This is a genomic window from Novosphingobium sp. BF6 (genome assembly GCF_058273105.1).
Genome location: NZ_CM177775.1, coordinates 2905217 through 2922695, shown reverse-complemented (window position 1 = coordinate 2922695; position 17479 = coordinate 2905217). Strand labels below are relative to the sequence as shown.

14 protein-coding genes are annotated in these 17479 nt (G+C 65.8%); 8 read left to right on the top strand and 6 right to left on the bottom strand.

What is annotated here, in order from left to right; genetic code table 11:
• Positions 1–1419: an efflux transporter outer membrane subunit gene (locus tag AC4D6D_RS14215; protein ID WP_491325800.1), complete on the top strand. Its 1419-nt coding sequence runs from the start codon at positions 1–3 to the stop codon at positions 1417–1419.
• A gap of 73 nt (positions 1420–1492) precedes the next feature.
• On the opposite strand, the gene AC4D6D_RS14210 is transcribed toward AC4D6D_RS14215, so the two are convergent.
• Entirely contained in the window at positions 1493–3934 is a 2442-nt protein-coding gene (locus tag AC4D6D_RS14210) for a TonB-dependent receptor (RefSeq protein ID WP_491325799.1), read from the bottom strand.
• A 240-nt stretch (positions 3935–4174) separates the two neighbouring features.
• Entirely contained in the window at positions 4175–5509 is a 1335-nt protein-coding gene (locus AC4D6D_RS14205; protein ID WP_147218745.1) for an MFS transporter, read from the bottom strand.
• 195 nt (positions 5510–5704) lie between these two features.
• Here AC4D6D_RS14205 and cyoA point away from each other — a divergent pair, with 195 nt between their 5' ends.
• The 7 genes from cyoA (at position 5705) to AC4D6D_RS14170 (ending at position 12675) form a co-directional block, all read left to right on the top strand.
• Positions 5705–6982, top strand: coding sequence for a ubiquinol oxidase subunit II (gene cyoA, locus AC4D6D_RS14200; protein ID WP_147218747.1), 1278 nt, complete (start codon positions 5705–5707; stop codon positions 6980–6982).
• A 7-nt stretch (positions 6983–6989) separates the two neighbouring features.
• Positions 6990–8996: a cytochrome o ubiquinol oxidase subunit I gene (cyoB, locus tag AC4D6D_RS14195; protein WP_147218749.1), complete on the top strand. Its 2007-nt coding sequence runs from the start codon at positions 6990–6992 to the stop codon at positions 8994–8996.
• Between the two features lie 105 nt (positions 8997–9101).
• On the top strand, positions 9102–9641 hold the full coding sequence (gene cyoC / locus AC4D6D_RS14190) for a cytochrome o ubiquinol oxidase subunit III (protein WP_491327255.1): 540 nt from the start codon (positions 9102–9104) through the stop codon (positions 9639–9641).
• A complete protein-coding gene (gene cyoD / locus AC4D6D_RS14185; RefSeq protein WP_147218753.1) occupies positions 9641–10018 on the top strand; it encodes a cytochrome o ubiquinol oxidase subunit IV in 378 nt (125 codons plus the stop codon). Before cyoC ends, cyoD begins: the two co-directional genes overlap by 1 nt.
• Positions 10019–10055: 37 nt before the next feature.
• Positions 10056–10796, top strand: coding sequence for an SURF1 family protein (locus AC4D6D_RS14180; RefSeq protein ID WP_491325798.1), 741 nt, complete (start codon positions 10056–10058; stop codon positions 10794–10796).
• The gene (locus AC4D6D_RS14175) at positions 10784–12127 is read left to right on the top strand and encodes an ATP-binding protein (protein ID WP_491325797.1); all 1344 of its coding nucleotides are present in this window, start codon (positions 10784–10786) and stop codon (positions 12125–12127) included. Before AC4D6D_RS14180 ends, AC4D6D_RS14175 begins: the two co-directional genes overlap by 13 nt.
• Positions 12124–12675, top strand: a complete 552-nt coding sequence (locus tag AC4D6D_RS14170) for a response regulator transcription factor (RefSeq protein ID WP_147218757.1) — start codon at positions 12124–12126, stop codon at positions 12673–12675. The genes AC4D6D_RS14175 and AC4D6D_RS14170 overlap by 4 nt, the downstream gene beginning before the upstream one ends.
• A 72-nt stretch (positions 12676–12747) precedes the next feature.
• On the opposite strand, the gene AC4D6D_RS14165 is transcribed toward AC4D6D_RS14170, so the two are convergent.
• Genes AC4D6D_RS14165 through AC4D6D_RS14150 form a run of 4 tightly spaced genes read right to left on the bottom strand, consistent with a single transcriptional unit; the run spans position 12748 to position 17367 of the window.
• The gene (locus AC4D6D_RS14165; RefSeq protein WP_491325796.1) at positions 12748–13524 is read right to left on the bottom strand and encodes a DeoR/GlpR family DNA-binding transcription regulator; all 777 of its coding nucleotides are present in this window, start codon (positions 13522–13524) and stop codon (positions 12748–12750) included.
• Positions 13497–14801: an MFS transporter gene (locus AC4D6D_RS14160; protein WP_491325795.1), complete on the bottom strand. Its 1305-nt coding sequence runs from the start codon at positions 14799–14801 to the stop codon at positions 13497–13499. Before AC4D6D_RS14160 ends, AC4D6D_RS14165 begins: the two co-directional genes overlap by 28 nt.
• Before the next feature lie 2 nt (positions 14802–14803).
• Entirely contained in the window at positions 14804–15952 is a 1149-nt protein-coding gene (gene lldD / locus AC4D6D_RS14155) for an FMN-dependent L-lactate dehydrogenase LldD (protein ID WP_491325794.1), read from the bottom strand.
• A complete protein-coding gene (locus tag AC4D6D_RS14150) occupies positions 15952–17367 on the bottom strand; it encodes an FGGY-family carbohydrate kinase (RefSeq protein WP_491325793.1) in 1416 nt (471 codons plus the stop codon). The genes lldD and AC4D6D_RS14150 overlap by 1 nt, the downstream gene beginning before the upstream one ends.
• Between the last annotated feature and the right edge of the window lie 112 nt (positions 17368–17479).

The following is a 17479-nucleotide window of genomic DNA, read 5'->3' as shown; positions in this document are numbered from 1 at the left end:
ATGATGTCCCTGAATATCAAGAACATGGTCGCGGGACTTCTCACCGCGACCGCCCTCTCGGCCTGCGCCGTCGGACCCGACTATGTCGCGCCGACGCCGCCGGTTGCGGCGGGGGCGCCCTTCGTGGGCGTCCAGAGCGCCGAAGTCACCACCGCCGCGCCCGACGACAGCTGGTGGCGGCTCTATGACGACGCGGTGCTCGACGGCCTCGTCGCCGATGCGCTGGCTGCCAATACCGACGTGCGGGTGGCGGTGGCCCGGATCGAGAAGGCCCGCGCTGGCCTGCGCGGTGCCCGCTCCGACCGTCTGCCGCAGACCGACATCAGCGCCACCGGCACGTATGGCCGGGTTTCCGAGGCGCAGGTTCTTCCCGGTTTCGACCGGGAAGGGCGCCGCACCGACGGGCAGCTTGCGGTGAGCTATGAGCTCGACCTGTTCGGCCGCGTCTCGCGCGGGGTCGAGGCGTCGCGCGGCGATCTCGCCGCCGCGCAGGAGGATGCGGATGCGGTGCGGGTGACGGTCGTGGCCGACACCGTGCGCGCCTATGTCGATGCTACCAGCGCCGCCGACCAGCTCGGCGTCGCCCGGCGCACGGTGGACCTGCTCGACCGTTCGGCGCGGATCACCAATGCCCGCTTCGAACGCGGCCTCAACCAGAAGCTCGACGTGATCCGCGTGACCCAGCTGCGCGAGCAGCAGGCGGCGGCCATCCCGAGCCTTCAGGCCGCCCGCGATGCGGCGCTGTTCCGGCTCGCCACCCTGACCGGGCGTACCCCACAGGACCTGCCCGAGGCGGCGCGGACCCGCACGACGACGCCCGACGTCAGCAAGCCGATCCCGGTCGGCGACGGTGCCACCCTGCTGGCGCGCCGTCCCGACGTGAAGGCGGCCGAGCGCCGTCTCGCCGCCGACACCGCGCGCGTCGGCGTCGCGACGGCGGATCTCTATCCGAAGATCACGCTGGGCGGCTCGATCGGTAGCACGGCGGTCGGCGCCACCGATATCCTCGGCGGCGGACCGCTGCGCTGGGTGCTCGGGCCGCTGATTTCCTGGGCCTTCCCCAACCAGGAAGCGATCCGCGCGCGGATCGGCGGCGCCAAGGCCGATGCCAAGGCCGACCTCGCGACCTTCGACGGCACCGTGCTGCGCGCGCTGGAAGAGACCGAGACCGCGCTCTCGGCCTATCGCAACGCCCTGCTGCGCAAGGAGCGTCTCGCCTCAGCGCGCGATGCGGCGGAGCGGGCGGCCAATGTCAGCCTGGCGCGCGAGAGCAGGGGGCAGATCGATTCACTCGACGTGCTCGACGCCCAGCGCACCCTGGCCCAGTCCGAGGCCGACTATGCGGCGGCGACCCGTGCCGTGGCCTTCGCGCAAGTGGACCTGTTCCGCGCGCTCGGCGGGAGCTGGCAGCAGACCTGACCGGGGGAACCGGCAAACGAAGGGGCGGCAAGGTCATACCTTGCCGCCCCTTTCCTGTGTCCGGCGAATGCGCTCAGCGCGAGCCGAAAGCGTAGCGCACGTTGATGCCGAACTCGCGCGGCGCTGTCGTGGTCACGCCGGTATAAGTGCTCGTCGCGGTGGCGGCGGTCGGTCCGGTGAAGACCGGGCGGCCGGTGCCGGGATCGAACTGTCCGGCGAAACCGAGCTGCTGATAGGCCGTGAACAGCGGAGTGGTGCGGGTGAGGGTCTTGGTGGTCTCGAAGACGTTCTTCGCATAGAGCCCGACTTCCCAGGCGCCGTCGTCGGAACGCAGACCCGCGAAAAGGTTGACCAGCGCATAGCCGCTCACATCGTCCCAGGCATTGCCGGGGTCGCCCTGGGACTTGCCAGTATAGGTCAGCAGGCCGCGCAGATAGGCGTTGGTCTTGTCGAAGACCGGGAACGTGTATTCGCTCTGCACCGTGGCCGAGAAGGGCGCCATGAACGAGGCCCGCTGCGTGACGTCGCAGGCGGCGATGTTGTTCGCGCCGACGACGGCCTGGAGTTCGGCGAGCGACGGGGCCGTCGTCGTCGCATCGGGCACGCCGTCGCCGTTGAGGTCGTTGCAGGGGACGGTGCCGCCCTTGATCTTGCCCAGCGAATAGCTCGCCGAGGCGTTCAGGCTCCAGTTCGGGGTGATGTCGAAGGAGACGTCGCCCTCCACACCGTTGACTTCGACCGGGACGGCACCGGCGAAGTTGAAGTTGCTGACCTGCTGCGCCAGTCCCGTCACCGCGCCGCTGGCGTTGCGCAGGGCGACGGTGTTCACGTAGAACACGCCCGAACCCGGCACGCGATAGGGGTAGTTCTTGAACTTCTGGTGATAGCCGGTGAGATTGAAGCGCATCCGGCCGTCCATCAGCGTGGACTTGAGGCCGATCTCATAGGACTTCGAGGTTTCGGCAGGCAGGTGCAGGAACGCGTTTTCCAGCGCCGAAGGCGTGATGTTGAAGTCGCCCACGACATTGATGCCGGGACGCCAGGAACTGCCGGTGGCGGCATAGATCATTAGGTCCGGCGTGAAATTGTGCTTGATCGATCCGCTGTAGATCCACTTCTTCGCCGTCTGGGCATTGTTCGAGATCGTCGCGCCGTTGACGATGAGCTGGCTCTGGTCCTTGTAGTCGATGTGGCGGGCGCCGCCCGAGATCTCGGTGGCATCGCCGATATGGACGGTGAGGTTGCCGAAGATCGACTGCTCGTGGGTGCGGCCCTGGCTGGTGATTGGCGTCTGCACGATCTGCGCCATGCCGCCGCCGAAGACCGCAGGCAGGGCGACGATGGTCGGATTGGTGAGGTCGGTATGCGGCCGGTTCCGGCTGTCGAAGAAGCCGACGACGTAATCGACCATCCCGAACAGGCGTTCCTCGTTCTGCAAGCGGATTTCATGCGATTTCGAGGTCGAGCGGGTGTCGGTGATCTGGTTGACGTCGCCCGCGAAGGCATTGCCCTTGTCGAAGTTCTCGGTCGAATGGATCTTCTGGGTATAATACTGGCCCTGATAGATCAGGCGCTGGCCCCATCCGCTGGCTTCGGCGCGCCAGTTGTAGACGTCGAAGACCTGGCTCACGAGGCGGGGGCCTTCGGCATCGGAGAGGCGATCTTTCGAGGATATATACACCGGACTCGGCGCGGCGCCGGGATTCACTTCGGAAAACGAGGCGATCTGGTCGTACGTGCGCTGGTTGCGGTCGAGGCGCTGGTACATGCCTTCGAAGCGCAGCCAGTCGGTCGGGGTGACGAGGGCGGAAATACGGCCGCTCCTGGTCCGCGACCACGGATCGCGGTTCCTGTAGATCGAGCGGACGCGATCGACTTCGTTCTCGTCCCAGACTCCCGCCGCACGGATGGCGGCGATGCCCTCGATGACGGGCACGTTGAGCGCGCCCTTGACGTTCTGCGTGCCGATGTCGTTGGCGGTGAGGTCGACCAGGCCGCCCCAGGAATAGAGGTCGGGCTTCTTGGTGGTGACGGTGATCGAGCCGGAAGGGGAAGCACGGCCGCGCAGGGTGCCCTGGGGACCGCGCTGCACTTCGATCTGGCCGATGTCGTACATCTGCTGGAGCACGATGCCCGCGGTGATCGGGGCGTCGTTCATGTAGAATTCGACGGTGGGATTGTTGCCGCTGGCGTTCACGTCGAAGTTGACGCCGCGCATTCGGGCATTGCCGCCGATACCGTTTGCATTGGTGTCGAGCTGGAGGCCCGGTGCGAGCGTCGAGACTTCCTTGAAGTCGCGCAAGTTGAGCTTGCCGATCTCGTCGGCGGTCACGGTGTCGATCACGGCGGGAACGTCCTGCACGTCTTCGTCGCGGCGGCGGGCCTGAACGATGATGACGTTGGCCTCGTTCACCGAAACGGCATCGGGCTGCTCCTGCGCCAGGGCGGCCGATCCCGGACCGCAGATACCCGACAAGCCCGCGGAACACAGCAACAGCTGCTTGAACCCACGCATAGACTCTCCCTCCGATTTTCTTTGCTCTTGTTGGGCAATGGGGTGCTTGGGGAGGGTGTCGGTTGTCAAATGAAATGGCTTCATTTTAATCAAACTACGGCACGGCGTTATTTGAACGATCGCCCAAATTCCGGTCAAGGTTCTGGAAAGGCGCGATTCGCGGAGAATTTCCAGACTGTCGCAGAACAAAAAAAGGGGCGCCGCAGCGCCCCCTTTCTGATTTTCGATCCGGTCCAGCCGTCAATTCCTGCTGGCCAGGCCCTTGTTCAGCCAGAGCGCAGCCAGCGTGGCGATCGCACCGGAGAGCAGATAGCCGCCCGAGGCGATCAGGCCGCCGTTGGTCGCCAGCAGCAGCGCCGCCAGCGGGGCGAAGGCCGCGCCGACCAGCCACGAAAGGTCGCTGGTGAGCGCCGAGCCGGTGTAGCGGTGCTCGGTGGAGAATTCCGAGGCGACGACGCCCGAGGACTGGCCGAAGGCAAGGCCGAGCAGCACGAAACCGATGATCATGAAGGCGATCTCGCCCACCGGACCGGCATCGAGAAGCTGCGGGGCGAAGCCCGAGAACACGGCGATGGCGATGGCGCACGTGCCGAGCAGGTTGCGGCGTCCGAACTTGTCGGCGATGCGGCCCGAGGCGATCACGGCGACGACGCCGAAGGCGGCGGCCAGCGCTTCGATCAGCAGGAAGCCGATCGGCGAGTCGGGGGTGAAGAGGAAGACCCACGAAAGCGGGAACACCGTGACCATGTGGAACAGCGCGAAGCTGGCGAGCGGGGCGAAGGCGCCCAGCACGATGGTCTTCCACTCGGTGCGCAGCGTGGCGCCGACGCTGACGGCCTGAAGGTCGCGGCTGGCGAAGAGATTCTCGAACTCCTCGGTGACGACGATGCGAAGGCGCGCGAAGAGCGCGACGACGTTGATCGCGAAAGCCACGAAGAACGGATAGCGCCAGCCCCAGTCGAGGAAGTCCTGGGCGGGCAGGGCGGCGATCATGAAGGCGAACAGCGTCGAGGCCACGATCAGGCCGAACGGCGCGCCGAGCTGCGGGATCATCGCGTACCAGCCGCGCTTATGCTCCGGCGCATTGAGTGCGAGCAGCGAGGCGAGGCCGTCCCAGGTGCCGCCGAGGGCGAAGCCCTGGCCGAGGCGGAACAGGCAGAGCAGGGTGATCGCGGTGCTGCCTGCGGTCGCGTAGGAGGGTAGGAAGGCGATCGCCGCGGTCGAACCGCCGAGCATGAACAGCGCGATCGTCAGCTTGGTGCCGCGGCCATAGGCGCGGTCGAGCGCCATGAACACGAGGCTGCCGATCGGGCGGGCCACGAAGGCCAGCGCGAAGACCGCGAAGGAATAGATCGTGCCGGTCAGAGCGTCCACGAAGGGGAAGAACAGCTTCGGGAACACCAGCACCGAGGCGATGGCGTAGACGAAGAAGTCGAAGAACTCCGAGGTTCGCCCGATGATGACACCGATCGCGATCTCGCCGGGCGAGGGCTGATGGTGCTCCTTGAACGTCGGCAGTCCCAGGGCTTCGCGGGACTGGCCCCTGGCTTCGCCGGATTGGGGAGTGCTGGTCATTTCGATTCTGCGGCCTTCGTTTCGGGTCCGCGTGCGGACGGCTCAATAACGGCCTGCCGTGCGCGGACGAATCAAGGCGGGCGCGCGAAACGCCCGGCTACATACTGGGGGGCGTATCGTCATTGTCCGGCTTCAAGGGGATTGGACAAAATGTCCTATGTTCGCACTCGCGGCATGGGCTTAGGCGCTCCACCCATGCGCCCACCCGAGTCCAGACCGAAGCCGCGGCAGTTGACCGCGCTCGCCAAAGTCCTTGCCGCCTTGTCCCTGACTGGCGCGCTTTCCGCTTGCAACACCGTCGTGCTCAACCCCGCCGGGGATGTCGCGCGTCAGCAGGGTGACCTCGTCGTCATCTCCACGCTGCTGATGCTCCTCATCATCGTGCCGGTCATGGCCGCCACGGTTCTTTTCGCGTGGCGTTACCGCGCGTCGAACAAGGAGGCCAACTATCAGCCGGACTGGGATCACTCGACCCAGCTCGAACTGCTGATCTGGACCGCGCCGCTGCTGATCATCATCTGCCTCGGCGCGCTGACCTGGGTCACCACCCACCTGCTCGATCCCTACCGCACGATCGGCCGTATCGATCACGAGACGCCGGTGGCCGCCAACGTCAAGCCGCTGGAAGTCGAAGTCGTCGCGCTCGACTGGAAGTGGCTCTTCATCTATCCCGAACAGGGTGTGGCCACGGTCAACGAGCTGGTCGTGCCGACCGGCCGTCCGCTCTCGTTCAAGATCACCTCGTCGAGCGTGATGAACTCCTTCTACGTGCCTGCCATGGCCGGCCAGATCTACGCGATGCCGGGCATGGAAACGCGCCTGCATGCCGTGTTCAACAAGCCGATCGACACCATCGGCTTCTCGGCCAACTACTCGGGCGCGGGCTTCTCCAACATGCGCTTCGCCACGCGCGCGGTTTCCGATGCGGACTTCGCCAAGTGGACTGCCGACGTGAAGGCCGACAAGGCCGGCGGCACGCTTGACCGCACCGCCTACCTCCAGCTCGAAAAGCCGAGCGAGAAGGTTCCGGTCATCCGCTACGCCACTGTTTCGCCCGACCTTTACGGCGCCATCGTCGACATGTGCGTCGAGCCCGGCAAGATGTGCATGAGCGAAATGATGGCGGTCGACGCGCGCGGCGGTCTCGGCAAGGCGGGTATCCGCAATGTCGAGATGCTGACCTACGACAAGCGTGGCCGCGAAGCCGCCGCTTCCGCCAACGTCAACCCGAACGCCGCCGTCCAGCGCGAGCTGGCCTGGGTTCGTGCCCTCTGCCGCCAGATGCCCGGTGCCGCTCCCGACCACACGGTCAAGGCGCCCGAGAACCTGCGCGTCCTGACCGGCGCCGGCATGAAGGCCCCGCAGTCCCTGCCGCTGTTCGGCAAGGACGAGCAGGCGCTGGCTCCCGCCGCCAAGGCAGAGCCGGTAGCCGCCAACGACGCCGCGCACTCCTCCCAGATTTCCCGGAACTGACAGAACAATGGAAGCTGTAGACCATTCTCACTGGAGCCCGTTACTGGGCCGCCTGTGGTGGGACGCCATGCCACAGGAACCGATCGTGCTTGCCACGTTCGTCGTCGTCGCCCTCGGCGGCGCGGCGGTCGTGGCCGGGCTGACCTATTTCAAGCTCTGGGGCTATCTCTGGAAGGAGTGGTTCACCAGCGTGGACCACAAGAAGATCGGGATCATGTACATGATCCTGGGCCTGATCATGTTCCTGCGCGGCTTTGCCGACGCGGTCATGATGCGTATCCAGCAGTCGATCGCCTTCAACGGCAACGAGGGCTACCTCAACGCCCACCACTACGACCAGATCTTCACCGCCCACGGCGTGATCATGATCTTCTTCGTGGCGATGCCTTTCGTCACCGGCCTGATGAACTACATCGTGCCGCTGCAGATCGGCGCGCGCGACGTCTCCTTCCCGTTCCTGAACAACTTCAGCTTCTGGATGACGACGGCGGGCGCGGTGCTGGTCATGGCCTCGCTGTTCGTCGGTGAGTTCGCGCAGACCGGCTGGCTGGCCTATCCGCCGCTGTCCAACATCGCGTACAGCCCGTGGGTCGGCGTCGACTACTATATCTGGGCCTTGCAGATCGCCGGTGTCGGTACATTGCTATCGGGCGTCAACCTGATCGCGACCATCGTCAAGATGCGCGCGCCGGGCATGACCATGATGCGCATGCCGATCTTCACCTGGACCTCGCTCTGCACCAACATCCTGATCGTCGCCGCCTTCCCGGTGCTGACCGCCGTGATGACGATGCTGACGATGGACCGCTATCTCGGCTTCAACTTCTTCACCAACGACTTCGGCGGCTCGCCGATGATGTACGTGAACCTGATCTGGATCTGGGGTCACCCCGAGGTCTACATCCTCATCCTGCCGCTGTTCGGCGTCTTCTCGGAAGTCACCTCGACCTTCAGCGGCAAGCGCCTGTTCGGCTACTCGTCGATGGTCTACGCGACGCTGGTCATCACCATCCTCTCGTACCTCGTCTGGCTGCACCACTTCTTCACCATGGGTTCGGGCGCGAGCGTCAACTCGTTCTTCGGCATCACCACGATGGTGATCTCGATCCCGACCGGCGCGAAGCTCTTCAACTGGCTGTTCACGATGTATCGTGGCCGCATCCGGTTCGAACTGCCGATGATGTGGACGGTCGCCTTCATGCTGACCTTCACCATCGGCGGCATGACCGGCGTTCTGCTCGCGGTGCCGCCTGCCGACTTCGTGCTGCATAACTCGCTGTTCCTGATCGCCCACTTCCACAACGTCATCATCGGCGGCGTGCTGTTCGGCATCTTCGCGGCGATCAACTTCTGGTGGCCCAAGGCCTTCGGCTTCAAGCTCAACGAATTCTGGGGCAAGGTCAGCTTCTGGCTCTGGGTTCCGGGCTTCTGGTTCGCCTTCATGCCGCTCTACATCCTCGGCCTGATGGGCGTGACCCGCCGCATGCGCGTGTTCGACGATCCGTCGCTCCAGCCCTTCTTCATCGTCGCCGCCTTCGGCGCGCTGATGATCGCGGGCGGTATCGGTGCCATGCTCGTCCAGTTCGCCGTGTCGATCTGGAAGCGCGAAGAACTGAAGGACGAGACCGGCGATCCGTGGAACGGCCGTACCCTGGAATGGTCGACCTCGTCGCCGCCGCCGGAGTACAACTTCGCCTTCACCCCGATCGTCCACGACATCGACGCCTGGGACGACATGAAGCGCTGCGGCGTGGAACGTCCGACCGAAGGGTTCCGTCCGATCCACATGCCCAAGGGCACCGGAACGGGCATCATCCTGGCCGGTCTGTCGGTGGCCCTCGGCTTCGCGATGATCTGGTATATCTGGTGGCTGGCAGCCGTCTCGTTCGCGGGAATCCTCGGCTATGCCATCTTCCACACCTTCAACTACAAGCGCGACTACCACATCCCGGTCGAGACGGTCGAAGCGACCGAGGCCGAGCGTACGCGCCAGCTTGCAGCGGCAGGAGCCTGATCGATGACTGCCACTGCCGAAATGTCCAAGAACCTGAGCCAGCCTGAACTTCAGGCTGCGTTCTACGACCTCAACGAGCACGACCATCCCGAAGGCGGCAGCACCATGCTGGGCTTCTGGATGTACCTGATGAGCGACTGCCTCATCTTCGCGATGCTGTTCGCCGCCTACGGGGTGCTCGGCGGCAGCTTCGCGGCAGGGCCGGGGCCGAAGGATCTCTTCGACCTCAAGCTGATCGCACTGAACACGGCGATGCTGCTGTTCTCGTCGATCACCTACGGCTTCGCGATGCTGGCCATGGAGAAGAACAGCAAGGGCGCCACGCAGCTCTGGCTGCTGGTCACCGCCGTGTTCGGCGGCGCCTTCCTCTTCATCGAACTCTACGAGTTCAGCCACCTGATCCACGAAGGCGCGACGCCGATGCGCTCGGGCTTCCTCACCGCGTTCTTCTCGCTGGTGGGCACCCACGGTCTGCACGTCACGTTCGGCCTGATCTGGCTGTTCACGCTGGTCGTCCAGATCGGCAAGAAGGGTCTGATCCCGGCGAACAAGCGTCGCCTGATGTGCCTGTCGCTGTTCTGGCACTTCCTCGACGTCATCTGGATCGGCGTCTTCACCTTCGTCTATCTCATGGGAATGCTGTGATGAGCGAGCACGTTCACCCGAACCACCATCACGACGACGATCACGGCAGCCACGGCTCGCTGCGCGACTATGTGATCGGCTTCATCCTCTCGGTCATCCTCACGGCGATTCCGTTCTGGCTGGTGATGACCGGCGCGATCACCGACAAGTCGACGACGGCTCTGGTCATCATGGCCTTCGCGGCGGTGCAGATCGTGGTCCACATGATCTACTTCCTGCACATGAACACGAAGTCGGAGAACGGCTGGACCGTCATGGCGCTGATCTTCACGATCGTCGTGCTCGTCATCACGCTTTCCGGTTCGCTCTGGGTGATGTACCACCTGAACCACAACATGATGCCGATGACGACCCACGACATGGGCCAGCTGCCCTGACCAAGGTCGAGAAAAAGAGACGAAACTGACCGAGCAAATGCGGACAGAAACGGATCGAACGGAAGCGCGGCGGCCCTGGGGGCTCGCCGCGTTTCTGCTGGTGGCGCTCATCGCTTTCGTGGCGCTGGGCGTCTGGCAGGTGCAGCGGATGCACTGGAAACACGCGCTGATCGCCCGCGTCGAGGCGCGTGTCCATGCCGCGCCGGTCGCGGTGCCCGAGGATGCCCGGCTGACCGGCGAAGGCGCGCGCGAACTCGACTACCTGCGGGTCAGGATCGCCGGGACTTACGAGGGCAGGGCGACCGCGCTCGTCCGCGCCGCGACCGAACTCGGCACCGGCTACTGGACGATGACGCCGATCCGGACCGCCGAGGGACGGCAGGTCTGGATCAACCGCGGCTTCGTCCCCGCCGGAACCACGCGCGAGCAAGCCGCGGCCACCACCCCGCCGGGCCGCGTCGAAGTGACCGGCCTGCTCCGCCCGACCGAACCGGGCGGCAGTATTCTCCAGTCGAACCAGCCCGGCATCGACCGCTGGTACTCGCGCGACGTCAGGTCGCTGGCCACGGTGCGCGGCATCGGCGCGGTCGCGCCGGCCTTCGTCGATGTCCAGGTGGAGCAGGCGGCTCCCGTGGAGGGCCTGCGTCCGGTCCCCGGTCTCACCCAGATCCATTTCCCCGACAGCCACCTCAGCTATGCGCTGACCTGGTTCGCGATGGCCGCGATGTCGGGCGCGGCGCTGGTCTTCGTCTGGCGGCGGGGGCGATGGAACGCCTGATCGAGCTGTTCGCGCCGCAAGGCCTGCCGCGCGGCTCGGCGAGCCGCGCCAATGTGATTCTGCTTACCCAGCTGCGCTGGACGGCGGTGTTCGGCCAGCTCGCGACGATCGTCATCGTCTCGCAGGGGCTGGGCGTGAAGCTGGAACTGGCGCCGCTGCTGCTGGCGCCGTTGCTGCTGATCGTCGTCAACCTTGCCTCAGCCAGCGTCGTGCTGCGGCGGCGGGACTTCACGCAGGGCGAGCTGTTCTCGGCGCTGATGGTCGACGTGATCGCGCTGTGCTGGCAGCTCTACCACAGCGGCGGGGCGACCAATCCCTTCACTTTCCTGTTCCTGCTCCAGATCGTGATCGCGGCGGTGATCCTGGATCTGCGCTGGAGTTCGCTGGTCGCGATCAACGCCTGCCTCTGCATGTTGCTGCTGACGTATTTCTACGTGCCGCTGCAACTGCCCGCGCGTTATGCGCAGCATCCTTTCGAACTCTACATCTACGGCAGCCTGTTCTGCTTCGTGCTGGCGGCGGTGCTGCTGATCGTCTTCGTCGCCCGGCTCGACTTTACCCGGCGCGAGAGCGACGCCAAGCTGGCGGCGCTGCGCCAGCAGGCGGTGGAAGAAGACCATATCATCCGCATGGGCCTGCTCGCCTCGGGCGCGGCGCATGAACTGGGCACGCCGCTGTCGTCGATCTCCGTGATCCTCGGCGACTGGGCGCGCCAGCCCGGCATTGCCGACGACCCCGACATGGCAGCCGACCTCGCCGACGTGCGACGCGAACTCGCGCGCTGCAAGAACATCGTCAGCGGCATCCTGATGTCGGCAGGCGAGATGCGCGGCGTCGATCCGGCGGTGACGACCCTGCGCGGCTTCCTCGGCGAGATTCTGGAGGAGTGGCGCGCCCGCATGCCCGGCGAGCTGCGCTTCATCGACCGCATCGCCGAAGACCGCTCGATCGTCTCCGATCCGGGCCTGCGGCAGGTGATCGGCAATGTGATCGACAATGCCGTGGAAGTCTCTCCCGACCTCGTCGTCATCGAGGCGTGGGAAGAGCACGGCCGGCTCGTCCTCACCGTCAGCGATCGCGGCCCCGGCTTCGCGGCGGACATGCTGCCGCGCGTCGGCCAGCCCTATGCCTCGACCAAGGGGCGCGACGGCGGGGGCCTCGGCCTGTTTCTCGTCGTCAACGTGATCCGCAAGCTCGGCGGCAAAGTCGCGGTCGACAACTTGCCCGATGGCGGCGCGAGGGTGCAACTTGCGATTCCCCTTGCTACTCTGGCCTACGAGCCCAGAAAGGGCGACGATACAGTCGGTGGCATAGCAGGCGGAGCCCCATGACAGACGCAGCAGTGATCGACCCGGACGGCGCCAGCCTGCTGATTGTCGAGGACGACCCGACTTTCGCGCGCACATTGCGCCGCTCGTTCGAGCGGCGCGGCTATCGCGTCAGTTCCGCCTCCAGCCCCGATGAGGCCGAAGCGCTCAGCCGGGGCGAAGCCTTCGAATATGCAGTGGTCGATCTCAAGCTCGCCGCGTCATCGGGCCTTGCGGTGGTACAGTCGCTCCACGCCCGCTCGCCGGAGACGCGGATCGTCGTGCTGACCGGCTACGCGTCGATCGCAACGGCGGTGGAGGCGATCAAGCTCGGCGCCTCGCACTACCTCGCCAAGCCCTCGAACACCGACGATATCGAAGCGGCCTTCACCAGCGGCGAGGGCGATGCCAGCGTGCCGGTTGACGGACGCAAGAGTTCGATCAAGACGCTGGAGTGGGAATATATCCACCGCACGCTTGTCGAGTGCGAGTTCAACATTTCCGAGGCCGCCCGCCGTCTCGGCCTTCACCGCCGCACTCTCGCGCGCAAGCTTGAGAAGCGCCAGATCTAGAGAAGTTGATCCGATGCAGTCGGGTCGGAAATTGCTCTGACGGCGCTTGCGGCGATAAGTCCGGACCGCCTCTCAGACGACGACAAGCTTCACCCCGAGATCCCGCAGCCGATCCGCCATGTCCTGTGGAATTCCGGCGTCGGTGACGATGGTGTCCACCTCGTCCAGCCCGCAGACGATCGCGCCCGAGGAGGAGCGGAACTTCGAGCTGTCGACGAGCAGCACGACTTCCTCGGCCCGGTCCATGAAGCGGCGCTCGGCGGCGACGAGGATCACGTCCTGCTGCATCACCCCCTGGGGGCCGACCGCCGCCGCGCCCATGAACAGCTTGGGCGCGTGGAAGCGCGGCATCGAATCCTCGCCCGCGGGCGCTAGGACGATATTCTGTTCGCGAAACACCGTGCCCGAGGGCAGCAGCACCCGCGTTCCCGTCTGCGGAAGCAGGGCGTGGACGATGTGCAGCGAGTTGGTCAGCACCTGCATGTCCAGCCCGTCGAGATAGGGGCACATCTGGAGCGTAGTGGTGCCGCCGTCGATCATGATCCCCTCGCTCGGCCGGCAGAGCTTGGCGGCGGCGCGGCCGATGGCCTGCTTGGCGGGCAGGTTCTGGGTGATCGACTGCTCGAAGGGCGTGCCTGCGAGGCCCTGCGGCCTGTCGGGCTTCTCGTCCTCGGGCAGCTTGGCGCCGCCGTGGACGCGCTGGATGCGGCCGGATTCCTCCAGCCGCGTCAGGTCGCGCCGGATCGTGGCGGGCGAGGCGTCGAGCCGGGCTTCGAGAGCGCGGTAGCTCACGAAGCCCGTATCGGCGACGGCCTCCAGTATCAGGCGTTCGCGTTCCTCGGCGTGCATGCGACTTGTGCTTCCTTCTGAGAGCTATTGCCCGAGCCGGCCTGTTCCGCTTCGAGCTGTTCGAGCGACTTGCCCTCGTTGCGCGGCGCCCAGAGTGCGCCGATGATCCCGCTGATGACAAGGAACCCGGTAAGAATCCAGGCCAGGTTCGTAAAGCCCGTGGCGTTGAGCATGGGCACGAAGAAGCTGAACACGCCGAGCGAGATGCGCACCACGGCAAAGCACACGCCCTGCGCGGTGGAGCGCAGCATCGTCGGGAACATCTCCGAACTCCAGAGCTGGAAGAAGCTCTGCGCGCCGAAGCCGCCGCCGAACTGGAGCAGGAAGACGTAGAGCAGGGCGACCGGAATCGTCAGCGGGAACACCGCCAGCAGCATCATGCCCGCGACCTGGATCACAGCCGAGACGATGAACAGCGTGCGCTGGTTCACCTTGTCCGACAGGCGCATGAAGATGAACGTCACCGAGATCATGGCGACGAAGAACGAGACCGCCTGGATGGCGACGCTCTGCGCCTGTGTCGCCGCGCCCATCGTGCGCAGGATATAGGGGAAGAAGAAGCCGTTGGTGCCCGCCCAGAGGTTCCAGAACCCGTACATGCCCACGAGTCCGAGGATCGAGGCGAGGTACTTGCCCTTGAACAGGCTGGAGACCGGCGGGCGCTTTACCTCGGATTTCTGGGCTTCCACCCAGCGCTCCGATTCCTTCATCTTCGAGCGCAGCAGGGTAAGGCCGAGCGCGATCACCACGAGGTGCGCGAAGACGATCCGCGCGCCGAGCACGCCGAGCGAAGTGAGTGCGAGGCTCATCAGCAGCACCACGACCGGGCCGAGATACCAGAGCGCCTGCGCCACGCCGGAATGCTTGCCGCGTTTATTGTCAGGCGCCTGCTCGGCGATCAGCGACCAGCTTGCGGGAATGTCCGCGCCCACGGCGAGGCCGACGATCAGGAAGCCGACCACGATCATCCACGGCGCCACCGCGAAGACCAGCATCGCCATGCCTGCTGCGTAGATCAGCATGTCCCACTGGTAGATCTTCTTGCGGCCCAGCTTGTCGCAGAGCCAGCCGCCGATCAGTGCGCCCACGCCCGCGCCGATGGCATTGGGGCCGAAGGCGGCGATCAGGCCGACGAAGTCGTTGGAAAGGTGATAGCTCTCCTGCCACAGCGCCAGCGCGGCGGAACCGGCGACGATCGAGCCGGCGTCGATGTAATTGGCGAGGCCGGCCAGAATCGTGTTCCGCCAGTTGTCCTCCCCTCCTTGAACTTGCGTCATTGTCATGTCCCTCCCGCCAGGATCGTTCTGTCGATCTCTGCGATTTTCGTGGTGCCGGTGAGCGCCATAGCGACGCGCATCTCGGCCTCGATCAATTTGAGCATCTTGGTCACGCCCGCCTCGCCCGCGGCGCCGAGCGCCCAGGCCCAGGCGCGGCCGAACAGCACGCCCTTGGCTCCCAGCGCCAGCATGCGCACCACGTCGAGTCCGGAGCGGATGCCGCCGTCGGCCAGCACGGTCATCCGGTCTCCCACGGCGTCTGCGATGGGCGGCAGGGCACGGGCGCTGGAAAGCACGCCGTCAAGCTGGCGGCCGCCGTGGTTGGAGACGACTAGCCCGTCCGCGCCGAGTTCGGCGGCTTCCCTGGCGTCCTCGGGATCGAGGATACCCTTGATGACCAGCGGCCCCTGCCATTCCGAGCGGATGAAATCGAGATCGCGCCAGTTGATCGAGGGGTCGAAATTATTGCGCATCCAGGCGAAGAAGTCCTCGATGCCGGTGCGGCCCTGAAGCACCGGGGCGACATTGCCGAGTGTGTGGGGCCGTCCGTTGAGGCCCACGTCCCAGGCCCATGCCGGGCGCATCATCGCCTGCGCCGCGCGCCAAGCCGCGCCCTTCAGCCCGCCGGTTCCGGCAAGGCCGGTGTGATAGTCGCGGTAGCGGCTGCCGGGCACCGGCATGTCCACGGTGAAGACGAGGGTGGAACAGCCCGCCTCGACTGCCTTGGCCAAGAGGTCCTTCATGAACGCACGGTCGCGGATCATGTAGAGCTGGAACCAGAACGGCGCGGCTGCCGCCTTGGCCACTTCGCCGATGGTGCAGGCGCCCACGGTGGAGAGCGTGAAGGGAATCCCCGCCTTGTCCGCCGCGCGCACGGCCTGGCACTCGCCGCGCCGGGCATTGAGTCCGGCCAGGCCGATCGGGGCGAGGGCGACGGGCAGGGCGAGTTTCTGGCCGAACAATTCGGTCGAAAGGTCGAGCTGCGAAACGTCGCGCAGCACCCGCTGGCGCAGGGCGAGTTCGGCAAGGTCGGAGACGTTGCGCCGCAGCGTCGCCTCGGCATAGGAGCCACCGTCGATATACTCGAACAGGAAGCGCGGCAGGCGGCGGCGGGCGGCTTCGCGGAAGTCGGGGATCGAGGCGGTTATCATCAGGCAAGCTCCCGCATGTGCGCGCGCCATTTCTCGCGGTAGGCCATGATATCGCCTTCGAGCGGCTCTACCCGGCGCAGACCGCCTTGCGCCTGAAGCAGCGGGTTGATGAGCCGCAGCGCGCCGAACGAGACGTCGTTATGCGCGTTCGCCACGTAGACTTCGGTTTCGGGCCGCAGCGCGGCGAGGGCGCGGACGAAGACTTCGGCGTCGGCGAAGCGGCCCTCGATCAGCAGGCGTTCCTTCGATCCGATCAGATCGAGCGAGGTGTCGGCCACCATCGCCGCATAGAGGCAGATCGCGGCGCGCCGGGCATACCAGGTTCCCGCCCATTCCTCGGGCTTGTCGATCCAGTCCGCCTTGCCCTCGGGGAAAGGGCCGAAGCCCGGCGCCAGAGTGGGCATCATCATCGTGCCGCGCGCGAGCAGGCCGGGCACGGCCTCCATCAGCTTCGGCTGGTCGGGACGGATGTCGACACGGCGGGTATCGATCTGGATGATCGATTCGATCTCGCGACCGCCCATGAAGCGCGCGGAAGGCACCGGCCAACCATAAGCATCGACATTGACCAGCGTGTCGCGGGCCTCGGGCAGGGAGGCGATCGAGAACGTCTCTGCAGCAAGGCGCATGGCGATGAACCAGGTGCCGGTGGAGAGAATCGTTGCCTCCTTGCGGGCGATCTCCGTAAAGCCGCGCGCGGCGAGGAGGGCCGCGTTGGAATCGTGCAGGCCTGCCAGCACGCGCGCCGTCGCGGGAAGGCCGGTCTCGGTGGCGATCTCGGCGCGCAGGGCGCCGACGACATCGCTGGCGCTGACGACGGGAGCGAATCGCTCGGCCCAGCCGAATCGCTCGGCCATCGGCGAGAAGCGGGCGTCGGCGGGGCACCAGAGGTCGGTATGGCAGCCGAGGCTGGTCACTTCGCTGGCGACCTGGCCGGAGAGAAACCAGGCCCAGTACTGCGCCCAGGGCACCAGCGTGGCGCGGGCCATCTTCTCGGGATGAAGGCGGGCCATCCAATAGACCTGCGTGCCGAGATTGAGGCCGTCGGGCAGGGCGGGCGAGCCGGTGAGCAGGAAGGCGTCCCGTTCGCGGCGATAGTCCGCCATGACCTCTTCGGGAACGGCCTGTTCGTAGTCGAGCGGCGGGAACAGCAGGCCCGTTTCGTCCAGCGCGGCAAAGCCCGCGCCGTGGGCCACGGGGATGATCGCTTCCACCGGATGGCCCGACCAGCCGCGCAGGGTGGCGCGCAGCCATTGGCCGATTCCCTCGACATCGAGAACCCGCAGGCCGTCCCGCTCACAGGCAGCGTTAGGCCGCACCTGACGGTCGATCATGCGCCCGCCGCGCGTCCACAGCGTCACCTTGCTGAGGGTCTTGCCGATATCGACGACGATGAAAGTACCCGTTCCCGTCATGCCTCTTCCAATCTGACCGTTCTGACCAATTATGATTGACTTTGATGATCGAACGTGATCGTTTTGTAGCGAAACAGATTGCTCATGCAAGCACGAATTGGTAGAGGATGAC

Coding starts and splice junctions, on each gene's coding strand:
- AC4D6D_RS14215 (WP_491325800.1), top strand. CDS start 1: ATGATGTCCCTGAATATCAAGAACATGGTCGCGGGACTTCTCACCGCG.
- AC4D6D_RS14210 (WP_491325799.1), bottom strand. CDS start 3,934: ATGCGTGGGTTCAAGCAGCTGTTGCTGTGTTCCGCGGGCTTGTCGGGT.
- AC4D6D_RS14205 (WP_147218745.1), bottom strand. CDS start 5,509: ATGACCAGCACTCCCCAATCCGGCGAAGCCAGGGGCCAGTCCCGCGAA.
- cyoA (WP_147218747.1), top strand. CDS start 5,705: ATGCGCCCACCCGAGTCCAGACCGAAGCCGCGGCAGTTGACCGCGCTC.
- cyoB (WP_147218749.1), top strand. CDS start 6,990: ATGGAAGCTGTAGACCATTCTCACTGGAGCCCGTTACTGGGCCGCCTG.
- cyoC (WP_491327255.1), top strand. CDS start 9,102: ATGCTGGGCTTCTGGATGTACCTGATGAGCGACTGCCTCATCTTCGCG.
- cyoD (WP_147218753.1), top strand. CDS start 9,641: ATGAGCGAGCACGTTCACCCGAACCACCATCACGACGACGATCACGGC.
- AC4D6D_RS14180 (WP_491325798.1), top strand. CDS start 10,056: ATGCGGACAGAAACGGATCGAACGGAAGCGCGGCGGCCCTGGGGGCTC.
- AC4D6D_RS14175 (WP_491325797.1), top strand. CDS start 10,784: ATGGAACGCCTGATCGAGCTGTTCGCGCCGCAAGGCCTGCCGCGCGGC.
- AC4D6D_RS14170 (WP_147218757.1), top strand. CDS start 12,124: ATGACAGACGCAGCAGTGATCGACCCGGACGGCGCCAGCCTGCTGATT.
- AC4D6D_RS14165 (WP_491325796.1), bottom strand. CDS start 13,524: ATGCACGCCGAGGAACGCGAACGCCTGATACTGGAGGCCGTCGCCGAT.
- AC4D6D_RS14160 (WP_491325795.1), bottom strand. CDS start 14,801: ATGACGCAAGTTCAAGGAGGGGAGGACAACTGGCGGAACACGATTCTG.
- lldD (WP_491325794.1), bottom strand. CDS start 15,952: ATGATAACCGCCTCGATCCCCGACTTCCGCGAAGCCGCCCGCCGCCGC.
- AC4D6D_RS14150 (WP_491325793.1), bottom strand. CDS start 17,367: ATGACGGGAACGGGTACTTTCATCGTCGTCGATATCGGCAAGACCCTC.